The sequence below is a fragment of the Methylobacterium trifolii genome (genome assembly GCF_022179685.1).
GTDB lineage: Bacteria > Pseudomonadota > Alphaproteobacteria > Rhizobiales > Beijerinckiaceae > Methylobacterium > Methylobacterium trifolii.
Window position 1 is genome coordinate 1 of the sequence record NZ_BPRB01000235.1, and the last position, 10780, is coordinate 10780.

At 64.9% G+C, this 10780-nt stretch carries 13 protein-coding genes; 6 read left to right on the plus strand and 7 right to left on the minus strand.

Features of this window, described 5'->3' with window-relative positions; translation table 11 throughout:
* Nucleotides 1–712 precede the first annotated feature (712 nt).
* Nucleotides 713–2056 carry an IS1380 family transposase gene (locus COGEMETH_RS19225; RefSeq protein WP_238184212.1) on the plus strand — a complete coding sequence of 448 codons (1344 nt, stop codon included), beginning with the start codon at nt 713–715 and terminating at the stop codon, nt 2054–2056.
* A 427-nt stretch (nt 2057–2483) separates the two neighbouring features.
* Here COGEMETH_RS19225 and COGEMETH_RS19230 read toward each other — a convergent pair whose 3' ends face one another.
* The 4 genes from COGEMETH_RS19230 to COGEMETH_RS19245 form a co-directional block, all read right to left on the minus strand.
* Complete coding sequence (locus COGEMETH_RS19230; protein ID WP_238184213.1) at nt 2484–2966, minus strand: hypothetical protein; 483 nt, start codon at nt 2964–2966, stop codon at nt 2484–2486.
* Between the two features lie 386 nt (nt 2967–3352).
* Nucleotides 3353–3793: a hypothetical protein gene (locus COGEMETH_RS19235; protein ID WP_238184214.1), complete on the minus strand. Its 441-nt coding sequence runs from the start codon at nt 3791–3793 to the stop codon at nt 3353–3355.
* Between the two features lie 6 nt (nt 3794–3799).
* Complete coding sequence (locus COGEMETH_RS19240; protein ID WP_238184215.1) at nt 3800–4348, minus strand: hypothetical protein; 549 nt, start codon at nt 4346–4348, stop codon at nt 3800–3802.
* 210 nt (nt 4349–4558) lie between these two features.
* Complete coding sequence (locus COGEMETH_RS19245; RefSeq protein ID WP_238184216.1) at nt 4559–4867, minus strand: SH3 domain-containing protein; 309 nt, start codon at nt 4865–4867, stop codon at nt 4559–4561.
* 662 nt (nt 4868–5529) lie between these two features.
* On the opposite strand from COGEMETH_RS19245, the gene COGEMETH_RS19250 reads away from it, so the two are divergent.
* Entirely contained in the window at nt 5530–5865 is a 336-nt protein-coding gene (locus tag COGEMETH_RS19250) for a hypothetical protein (protein WP_238184217.1), read from the plus strand.
* 21 nt (nt 5866–5886) lie between these two features.
* Here the strand turns inward: COGEMETH_RS19250 and COGEMETH_RS19255 are convergent, their stop codons facing one another.
* The 3 genes from COGEMETH_RS19255 to COGEMETH_RS19265 form a co-directional block, all read right to left on the minus strand.
* Nucleotides 5887–6384: a hypothetical protein gene (locus COGEMETH_RS19255; protein ID WP_238184218.1), complete on the minus strand. Its 498-nt coding sequence runs from the start codon at nt 6382–6384 to the stop codon at nt 5887–5889.
* A gap of 81 nt (nt 6385–6465) precedes the next feature.
* Entirely contained in the window at nt 6466–6789 is a 324-nt protein-coding gene (locus tag COGEMETH_RS19260) for a hypothetical protein (RefSeq protein WP_238184219.1), read from the minus strand.
* The gene (locus COGEMETH_RS19265) at nt 6789–7529 is read right to left on the minus strand and encodes a hypothetical protein (protein WP_238184220.1); all 741 of its coding nucleotides are present in this window, start codon (nt 7527–7529) and stop codon (nt 6789–6791) included. Before COGEMETH_RS19265 ends, COGEMETH_RS19260 begins: the two co-directional genes overlap by 1 nt.
* A gap of 775 nt (nt 7530–8304) precedes the next feature.
* On the opposite strand from COGEMETH_RS19265, the gene COGEMETH_RS19270 reads away from it, so the two are divergent.
* From COGEMETH_RS19270 to COGEMETH_RS19285, 4 genes are all read left to right on the plus strand, one after another.
* Nucleotides 8305–9402: a hypothetical protein gene (locus COGEMETH_RS19270; protein ID WP_238184221.1), complete on the plus strand. Its 1098-nt coding sequence runs from the start codon at nt 8305–8307 to the stop codon at nt 9400–9402.
* A 67-nt stretch (nt 9403–9469) separates the two neighbouring features.
* On the plus strand, nt 9470–9706 hold the full coding sequence (locus COGEMETH_RS19275; RefSeq protein ID WP_238184222.1) for a hypothetical protein: 237 nt from the start codon (nt 9470–9472) through the stop codon (nt 9704–9706).
* 110 nt (nt 9707–9816) lie between these two features.
* On the plus strand, nt 9817–10092 hold the full coding sequence (locus COGEMETH_RS19280) for a hypothetical protein (protein ID WP_238184223.1): 276 nt from the start codon (nt 9817–9819) through the stop codon (nt 10090–10092).
* A gap of 10 nt (nt 10093–10102) precedes the next feature.
* Nucleotides 10103–10561 carry a hypothetical protein gene (locus COGEMETH_RS19285; RefSeq protein WP_238184224.1) on the plus strand — a complete coding sequence of 153 codons (459 nt, stop codon included), beginning with the start codon at nt 10103–10105 and terminating at the stop codon, nt 10559–10561.
* Nucleotides 10562–10780: the final 219 nt, after the last annotated feature.

A 10780-nucleotide genomic window follows, 5' to 3' on the forward strand; every position in this document is an offset into this window, starting at 1 on the left:
GCTCATAAACCCAAACGCACAACCGACCGTAGAAGTTCATAACACGCTCTAGGCGCCAGGCAGGGTCGCTGCGTCGCTCTTTTCCCCAGATGGTCTCAAGGTAGCTTACATGCGCCAGAATGACGGAGTCGACCTTGGCGAGGTCTCCAAATTTTGAACCCTTACTCTTGAGTGTATTGGCCTCCCGGCTTGGGACGCCGTGACGAATGTCAGGACAGATCCCGGCAGGTTCGACAGCTCGTACGAGTTGCTGGTGGCCAGCCCACCGCCGGTGCATCAAAGACGAGCCTTAACACATACGAGAAGCCATTGTTACCCCTGGTCTTTCGAAGATCGGACAGCGTAGTCTTGCCTAATTTAGTGCCCGGATAGTCAGTCAGGCTCCCAGGGACGCGACCGCCCCAGCTCGATTCTGGAAAAACGAGCTTACCATCAGAGCGACGCCCTGTGACGGCTAGCAGGCTGTTGAAAAAGTCGAAAAACAGCTCATAAGATTGATTTGATCTACTGCAGGTAGGGGTCACCCGCCTGTTGCGGCACCAAATGTTGGCGTAAGCACTGCCCGTCTGGACTTTTTCAACACCATGCTAGCCCGTCTTATTCACCAGAGCGGTGGACCTGGGGTGGCGAGCGTAGCGTAAGGCATTGATACGGCTTAGAGATTGGGTGCTGACGCCAAGCCCTTCACCTGATCGAGCCCGCCACGCCCGCCATGTCTGATCCTACGGTGCTGCCGTTCGCGTTTCCATCCGTGCGGGGCAAGAAGCTCACAGCCGCCTTCGATGGCGGACGCCTGACCTCGGACGGCGGCGTCCTGCTGCTCGCCCAGGCCGCCCGGCGATTGGGCATCGCTTTGAAACTGGCCGCGGTGATCCCGGATCGGCGAGACCCGAGCCGGATCGTGCACTCGCTACCCGAGATCCTGCTGGCCCGCATCCTGGCCATCGCCTGCGGGTACGAGGATGCCGACGACCTCGACCATCTACGCGCCGACCCCGCCTTCAAGCTCGCCTGCGGACGCTTGCCCGAGAGCGGTGCGGATCTCATGAGCCAGCCCACCGTCTCGCGGCTGGAGAACACCCCCGGCCTGCGGGATCTCATCCGGCTCGGGCGGGTGCTGGTCGATGTGTACTGTGCCAGCTATGCCGTGCCGCCAGCCGCCATCACCCTGGACATCGACGACACCTGCGACGTGGTGCACGGTCAGCAGCAACTGTCGCTGTTCAACGCCCACCATGATGCGCGCTGCTTCCTGCCGATCCATGTCTACGACACCGCCACCAGCCGCCCGGTCGCGGTGATCCTGCGCCCAGGGAAGACACCCGCGGGTCGTGAGGTCCGCGGCCATCTGCGCCGCCTCGTAAGGGCGATCCGTCGCCATTGGCCAACGACCGCGATCACCATCCGCGGCGATGGCCATTACGGGCGGCCCGAGGCCATGGACTGGTGTGAGGACAACGGCGTCGCCTACGTCTTCGGTCTCACCGGCACCAGGGCCCTCGCCGCCAAGGTCGAGGAGACAGCCGACCACATCCGGGTCATGCGGGCCGTCGGCGACAAGGATTCGGTGCGCGGCTTTGCCGAGGCCACCCACGCCGCCAAGTCCTGGCGGCAGAAGCGCCGTGTCGCCGCCCGCATCGAGGCGACACGGCTCGGGCTCGACATCCGCTACGTGGTCACGAACATCACGACCGGCACGCCGGCGTGGCTCTACGCCGAGCTGTACTGCGCCCGTGGCCAAGCCGAGAACCTAATCAAGCTGCATAAAAGCCAACTCGCGTCCGACCGTACCTCGTGCCGGAACCCGGCCGCCAACCAGATGCGGCTCGTCCTTCATACCGCCGCCTACTGGCTGATGCTCACCGTGCGAGACGCTATCCCAGCCGCCCATCGCCTCGCCAAAGCGGAGTTCGCCACGATCCGTCTCCGGCTGCTGAAGCTCGGCGCCCGTATCCGTGAGACCGCGGCCCGCGTCCGCCTCGCCTTCGCCGCCGCCTGTCCCGAGGCCAACCTCGTGCGTCACCTGGCGACCGCACTCGCACCGGCTCCAGCTTGAACGTCGGGGTCGTGATGCCCCCTCCGAGCCCGCTCCCGTCCCTCAAGCGCCGACAGAACAATCCAGAGCCATAGGCGTCAGAACAGACGCGCGATCCCGCTCGCCATCAGCCCAAAACCGACCGACCGCCATCGTCCGATGAATAAGACGGGCTAGTTCGTTCCCATCCGGGAAGACCCACCGCCTCACCGAGAAGGGCCCCATCTCATTGGAGGCCGCCGGTCGCAACCCTATGCTGGATGTCTTCGTCAGGGGATCGCCCACCGTTAGACCAGAGCGCGATTGAGCTTGGCAGGTACCGCTGCATAGCGCGAGAGAAAGCGGGAGACGCACACCGAAAGAAGTCACCATGGCTGGGCGAAAACTCCATCCAGACGGAGGTAAGGCCGGATCAGCAACGCGGAGCTCGGCCAGCGTTGCCTTGGGCCTAGTGAACGAACTTCCAGTCGATCTTGCGGATCTTGGCGTTTGAGTCGGAGATGTTAGCTGTGCACATCATCACAATATCCTGACGGATATTCTTATTGCCGGCCCTCACGGGATTAGGTTTCACCATAAAACAGATCCCTGTGGCGGGGTATGGCGAGATGCTTGTGTTGTCATCGTAGGTCATTAGTTTGATGCCCCGGATACGCAATGCGTAGCCGTAGCTGTTCTCTAAATCTGATGTCTGAGTTAATTCGAAGTCCACGACGGTTTTCTTGGCTCCGCGCTCGCCGGTGAAGCCGGTAATGAAATCAAGCGAACCCTTTCCGTCGTCCTTCAGGAGCATATCGTTATTGCAGGCCTTGGTGACACCGTCGACCTTAAGCTCAAGACAGAGGCCGTTCTGCACCTCGTCGATCGGCGGATTGGCCACCGCTGCACCAGCGAAGGAGATTATCGCGAGGGCTATCAACAGCATGCGCATCGGGATTGATCCGTTGGCGTTACGACTCCGATCTGCTTAGCAGTTGGCGGTGGTGTGGTGAAGGTGGAGGGTTGACTAAGTCTCACGTTTAGTTGAAAGGCGCGGATGATATTGGGCTCGGCCAACCAACCGATACAATAGGCACTGGCCGCAGGGTGGAACGCGCTGCGGGTCTGGCTGCCGTTGAGTTCTGCCATTAAGGTCGTGGCGCCCTCGAAGTGCATTCGGGCCGACTCCGGTGCGATCACCCGGCTGGGAGGTGGCGCGCCGCGCTCGACGATTTTTCGGCCGCAGGCGAACGAATTACCGCTCCAGGTCGCTGAAGCAACATTAGCCGAGAAGAGTGCGGGCAGCGGCAACATCGAGCTGCGCATACAGAGTTGCGATCAGCAGCCGCCGGATGGCTTAATGTGAGAGATGAAGGTCCCGGCGTGGGATAGGACGACCGTTGCCACGGAGACGCCGTCGCACGCAGCCTTCGAGGGTTTGCGATAGCGGTACCGGGCCTCGACTGCTTCGCCGCCGAGGGATCGAATAGGCACCAGCACCAGCGGCTCGGCGAGCCCTAAGTAGAAGCGCGAGATCGCCTCCGGAGAGTAGGGGCCGGAGGCGCGCCGTTCCGGAACGACCATCTCGGCCGCGGCCTTGCCGTCCGCGCGGCCGAGCGCCTCGTAGAACGCCCTGACGACCGCATCGGCGGCAGGTCCCTGGGCGGAGCGCGTCGGCTGCGGCGCAGGCTGAGGTGTCGGGTCGGGTACGTTCAGGCGCGCCAGGAAGGCGGTGACGATGGCTGCGGAGGGCAGATCAGCGCCGCCGCCCAGTCTCACGTCGAGCTACAGCAGGTATGGGTCACCTTCGGACGAGGTCTCGAACATCACGACGCCGGTGGTGTCGTCCGGCCCGTATGGAGGCTTGCCCTGGTGGCCGATCCCTCGGCTGCCGCCCGGCGTCGTATAGACCGCGACGCCGTCGGACAGCTTCTCGACGCCGTCGGCGGGCCATAGCGTGAACACGTAGGCTCCCGCGTCGTCCATGCCTTCGGATCGGACGCCCTCGGCGAACCGGCGCGCCTGCGGGAAGATCCGCCCGGCGACGCGGGCTACTTCGAACCTGCCCGACGTCGATCCTTCCGCGACCCGCCGGCGGATCATGGGACCCTTGTAGCCGCCGTTCTCCTGGTCGAGCACGGCCTCCGAGGGGACGACGTAGAGGACGTCGCCATCCGAGCCCGACTGGCCGTGGCACGACCACGACCTGGGACCGAGCACGCCGCGGGAGGCGTCCTCCCGGGTCGTGAAGAAGGCCAGCGCAGCGGCGGTGCCCTGGGAGATCAGCACGCGGGTCGAGGGCTTGGTCCGTGGCGGCGCGGGGTCGTCGGCCATGCCGCTCACCGGGCATCCCACCATCCGCACCTCGGCGCTGACGAGCTGAGGCTGCCGCCCGGCGTCCGGTCGGGCGCCCCAGTAGGCCTGGGCGAGCTCGCCTCCGTCCGTTCGACCGAGAGCCGGAGCGGCGGACGCGGCGCAGTGGAGAGCGATCGCCAGACCGCAGACAAGACGGGACGCCGTTCGGTCGAGGCGCATCTACTCCGTCTAGTCCTCGAGGCTTCGTCCGCGCCGGACGGGCGGCGCCTCGGGATAGACGAACCGGCTCGAGACACAGCCTTCGACCTTCCGGTATCGGACGAAGACCCAGTTGCCATTGCGCTCGCCCGACGGCACGAGGCCCCGGCCGTCGGGCGGGATGACGCCGACGATGCGCGCGTTCGACGTCGGAAACTCTCGGACGTTGAGGACGTCGTTGGCTCCCGTGTCGACGACGCGGAGCGTGGATTGCGCCTCGGCGGCGCCGGAGAAGCCGATCGCCAATACAGGGGCGAGCGGTTGGGTGATCTTGGACAACGCAGGTCCTTACTGACCGTGGACGGACGGGACTGTGCCGCGCCGGGCCGGACGCTACAACGTGAAGTCCCGATGTCGGCGTCAGAACCACCGGTACATCGGTCGCAAAGGTTGCCTTGTCGTGAACAATCGGCTTCCATCGAGGGCGCGCGCGACTGGTGCGCTTGTTCGCTAGAAAGGGCGACGCCGTCCACCTTTTTGTCGTAAAACACTCGTGGCACGCGGCCTGCGGCGTGCGCGGCTTCGGCCGCGTCTACCATCCGGCCGTCATCGTGCTCTATCGCGACTGGCATGAGCGGATGGCCGGATATGCAACCGACCACTCGGCGAAGGAGCTCATATCGCGGGCCACGTTTGCGGCCGCATCCGCCACGCAATGCGGCCTTCGGCATCACAGGTTTAGCGACGCGGCTGGACCCGGCCCGGCCCGTGATCGTTCGATAAAACGGAAGCGGTCTCGCAATGTCCGAGGTCGGCGCGGATCGTTTCCGCGCGACCGGTGATTGACGTCGAAAGACACCGGGAGGAAGACCATGGGAGATCGAACGAGGATCTGCGCAATCGGCGCCGTCTTGTCGGTGTTGTGCCTCTGCACCGCGACCGGCGCCTCGGCCCAGGCCCTCGGCACCTACACGTACACCTCTGGCAAAACGACCGGGACAATGACCGTGACCGACGTGTCCGCCTGTCAGCAGAAGGATGCGCTGGGGTGCATGTCCGCGGCACGTCCTCTCAAGGTGTCGATCCGGACCCTCAACGGGGCGAGCGGAAACGACTGCGATCTCGATGCCGTCGAGGAGACGGCAGGACGCATCGGAAGCAAGGCGGCCCTGCAGACGATGCTCGTGATCCAGGACGAGCGCAGCCAGGGCAAGCCGAACCTGTCCATCAAGTTCGCCAAGGGCGTGGCCGAGGTCGAGCCCCAGGACGGCATCGGCGGTCTCGGCTGCGGAGTCGGCGTCGGCTACGCCGGACGCTGGCGGCTCAAGGGCAAGTAACCCGGGCCGGATCCCGGAAGGCTACCTCGGATCCTTCGAACGGCCGCTCGCGACGACATCGACCACGTCGCCGTCCTCGGTCATGACGTTGCAGCGGAGGCTGCCCTCCACGTCCTTGAAGACGCGGTAGGTGCAGGCGCCGATCGATTTGGTCTTCTGAGGCTTGCGACCGTCGATCGTTGTCTCGACTTCGTCGATCGACATCTGCGAGAAGAATCCCTCCTCGCCCCGCCGCCCGTATTTGCGGGGCGAGATCAGGCGGAAAAGGTAGGTCCCCTTGGGTGTGCTGCCGCTGACGATGATCGTCGATGGGCCGTCGTAGAGCTCCGACGAGATCTTGAAGCCCTTGGCGCAGCGGATCTTCGCATCCTGGACCTGCACGACGCCGCTGCACGTGCCGCCGCTGTACGACATGAACGGTTCCGACTGGGCCTGTGCCCGGAAGGCGGACGTCGAAGCCAGAGCGAGTGCGAGCGCGAAGCCCGGTGTCGCGGCGACGCGCAGAACGTCGGCTCGCATGGATTTCACGGCTCCTGAGGGCGATCCGTCATAGAGCAGCCGCAAGGACGCGCCAACCCCGTCGCGCCGGCGGAGAGGTCGCTACCGGGCTTCCAGACGGCTTCGAACCTCGATGCCCAGCGCCTGCAGCTCGGACGTCAGCCGACTGAGTTCCTCGACCTTCGGAACATCGACGACTGCCTCGCCGGTGTCGAACAATCCGGTCATCGCCCGGTGAACGATCATGATCGGCAGATGCCAGCGGACGTGTGCCCCCGCGGCCGCCACTGTGTCGAGACCGGCGCCGGGAATGCGCCCGAGGGCGAGCGTCGCCGCCGAGCCTTCGCCGACGACGTCGGGCGCGCGGATGCGCACGCGTTGCCCGAAGGCCGCCTCCAACGCCGATCTCGTCGTCGCCTCCGTCATCAGCCGGCCGTCGCCTTCACGTAGCGGGAATGGATCCACCCCGTCTTGCAGGGGCCGGTGTAGGGCATGCGGGTCGCCCAGGGCGTGCCCGTATTGCAATCCATCGAGCGCGGACCGTAGACGACGCCCATCCAGGGACCCTTTTCGTCGCAGATCGAAACTTGGGACCCGTTATAGAGCCTGTCCAACTCCGAATACGGTTTGCCGCCCGGTCCGCTGCGCACCGAGAGGAACCCGTCGCCCTGGGGATCGAGCCCCACGACGTGGCCGGCCCCGGTGCATGCGTCGAACTTCTCGCTGCCTCCGATGACGATGGGCACGTCGATTGAGCCGCTTCCCGCCGTCGGGACCACGCGGGGCGCCTCGTCGAATGCAGGCGCCTCAGCGCGCGGACGCGTTCCCGGCCGCCAGGCGCAGACGCGGGCCTTGGCGTTCACCCAGCAACCGCCCTGGCGCACGACGTCGCCGAGCGGATCATGGGCGTGGCTCTCCGCCTCCGCGCCATTCCAGAACGCCTGCGCGCCTCCGGAGGCGGCATCGATGTCCACCGTCGCGAAGTACTCGCCCCCGCGCCCGCCGCCGGCCAGGAAGCCCCCGCCCCGGTAGAGCGTGATCCGGCAGGGGCCGTCCCGGTAGGTGCGGCCGCGGACGGAGATCAGGCATTCGCCCGAAACCTTCTCGTCGGCTCTGGCGACGTCGTTACCCAGGACCAGGGCGCCCGCGAGGGCCAGCAATGCCATTCCGCGCATCCAAACCTCCGTGTGTAGAGCCTGAAGTAGGCCTTATCCTTCGACTTCCCGTACGGGACGATCTCGAGGATGTCCTCGTTCCGGAACGTGCGCCCCCCCCTCGGTCGAGGGCGTCTGCATGAGCTTGTAGACCCCTGCCAGGGACGCTGCATCGGGGCCAGCCAGCGCAGGTAACTCCGGCCAGGTGAGAAAGGCGGCCGTCGCCGTCAAGATGATGGTGCGGATCACGCGGTGAACTCCCGGTCTCAGGTTCCCTTCGACCGTTGACGCTGTCGTCATCGGCTCGGCGGTCGCCCGTATCTCGCCGCGCTTCGTCGGAAGAAATTGAGCGACGGGTTCGCCGACCCGGAGATTGCAACGCATTGTCATCGCCCTCGTCCTTGATGAACGAGTGTCTCAGCGGGCGTCGACATATGCCGTGCAGGCCGCGGGTCGGGTGCAGGACTATTGCCGGCACCGAAAGAGGAGCCGGCCATCGAAGCGGCCGTGCAGTCGGCCTTGTGCTGCCCCGGTCGCCCCTTCGCGACGTTATAATCCTGAAGGACGCAGCTCGCCATTGATCGGATGCCGATACCGTTGCTCGGGCGCCGGACATCGCACTCTAATCTCGACGGGTGCCGACGCCCTCGATCATTCGGCGTCAGGGTGGGCCCTCAATCTCGGGCACACCATCAGACCGACAAGCGCTTTACGCCGGCCCTTACTTGCAGGATCCTAGGTTGCAGGGCTTCGGCCCGCTTCCATCAATCTCCAGACGGATCTTGAAATGCGCCTCGTCGGACAGTCGTTGCTTGTGTGCCTCGCCCTCTGCGGGAGCGTCGGCGGAGCGGTCGCCCAATCCATGTCGGGCATCAGGCTCAAAGAAGACCTCTCGAAGACATCGACGCTCGGCATGAAGCCTTCAGCCTCCCAGGAGATGGGACCGTTCAGCATGCGCAAATGGGTCTTCCAGGACGGCAACGAACTGGCGGTGACCGCCCGGCGCTCCGACGGGCGGATCGTGTATCTCGAGTCGAGCTGGGGCGGTCGCGTCGCAGGCAGTCCGACCGACTATCCCGGCGTGAACTTCGGAGAGACCACGCTCGCAGACCTCCGCGCGCGGCTGGGGAGCAACGGCTTCACCTACGTGTCCCGGACCATGTTCGAGATCCCCGACGGCATCGGCACGGCGAACTCCTACGAGGTCGCCAGCAGCTCCGGAGCCGTGGTGACTTTCATCTCCGTCGTGAAGAAGGGCGACATCGATGCCGTTCGCACCGGCAAGCGCAAGCTGGGCGAGGTCGCCAAGGTCGACTCCATCGTGCTGGCCGACGCTTCCTACCTCGACGGTCTCTGGGGCAAGGAGCGTCGCGCGGATCCGAACGCCATGCCGGTGCGCTGGAACGACGGCGCAGCGGCAACGGCGCCTGCCGCCGTCACGACGGCCGGAGACGGCGTAGTTGGTCTCGTACGGGCTCTGGAGTGCAACGGCGGCTTCAAGCCTGAGGTCGTCCTCGGCGCGCTTCAGAAGGCAGGAGCGATCGGTACGAAGCCGGCTCAGAACGGAGACGGCATCCCGAGCTTCGTGCCCAGAACCAGGATCGAGTTCCACGGGTTGACGGCGACCACGGTCGAGGGATGGAACCATCAGGGCAGGATGTTCAGTCGCGGGCCCGGCACGGCGCCGCCGATCCACGTAGGGATCACGGTCCTCGGCGACGAGAAGGAGGTCACGGAGACGCTGCGCAGGAACGGCGTTCCGGTCTCGCCGTACGTGGAGGGCAAGCCCTTCCTGTACGTCACTGGCGCCGACTATTTCGATCCCACCCTCTCGGCCAAGTACCGCGGCCGCAAGCTGTCGAGCGTGATCTGCTCGATCCACTAGGCAGAACCCCCGGGGGAGCCGGTGGGTCAAGTCGGCTCGACAAGCGTCAGCCGCGGAATGCGGTTGCGTGTTCGTCACGCTCGAGGCGGAAGCGAGCGCGGGCATGTACCCAGACGACAAATTCGGCTTGAGAACGCAGAATCGCACGCTGCCGCAGACGCAGGTCAACTGTGAATTCGCCACCGCGGTCGCACGACATTCGGAATTCACAGAGGTTGCCGGATATGAGGTGGTAGAACGGCTGCTGATATGCTGGAAGGATAGTCTGCGTGCTTTTCCATCCAGTCCGAAGGCCGACGCCTGAGATTTTCAGCGACAGACCGCGCCTCTTCCTCGTGGAGCAGCGTCGCAACTGCGACGGCTGCATCATGGGCCGAAGCTTGATCCTCTTTCAGATTTACCCCGAGGTGTTTGATGCTCGCCCGCCTTGTCTTAATATCAGGAACCGCCTTGCTGGCGCTTTCGTCCGCTTCGTCGGCGCGTGACTGCACCGGCACCTTCATCCGGCACTCATGCAAGCTGGGTGCAGCCGAAGGCATATGCGCCTACCCCAGGGAGAAGGGCGACGTGGAGGACTTCATGGGCTGGGAGGTGGACGAGGGTGTTCGGGGCTACGTCGTCTACCGGATGGGCGCTTACCCAGCGAAGGACATCAAGCTGAAGCCGGGCTGCACTTTGAAGCCGTACTGAGGACGACACCGTGCGTGCAACCACCCTCGTCCTAGTCGTCCTTTGCGCGGCTCCGGGCTGGGCATCGGCCGCGCCGCATGTGCTCCGGCCCGACCAGGGCGGCACCTACGCCGCCGGCGGTCGATTTACCGTTCCCGACGCCGTCAGGATCGTTATCTCCGGGGAACGCGTGGAGGTGATCGAGAAGGGGAGTAGGCGCGTCCTCTTCATCGAAAGCTTCTGCTCCATGAACTGCCAAATCGACCCACCGACCGACCCCCGGGTCGGGTTCTCGGCCTCGCTGGTCCGTCGGCCGGAGGACCGCGGCAAGATTAGCGATCCGTTCGACGACACGTCGCTCAGCATCAACGCCGACAGCCGGCCCGGGATCGTGACCCTGACGAACGGAGCGCCCGGCACGTACCAGGGCCGGTCGCTTTCGGCGTTGCGCCACCTCTACGACCAGCCTTTCACGCAGTGCTCCCGCTGACCGAGGCCTAGCAGGGTGTTGAAAAAGTCCAGACGGGCAGTGCTTACGCCAACATTTGGTGCCGCAACAGGCGGGTGACCCCTACCTGCAGTAGATCAAATCAATCTTATGAGGTGTTTTTCGACTTTTTCAACAGCGTGCTAGGGGCGGGGTGCGGACGACGGCACCTCGTAGTCCACCCAGCCGGGAATCCTCGCGAGCGGACACCTCGAAATACCC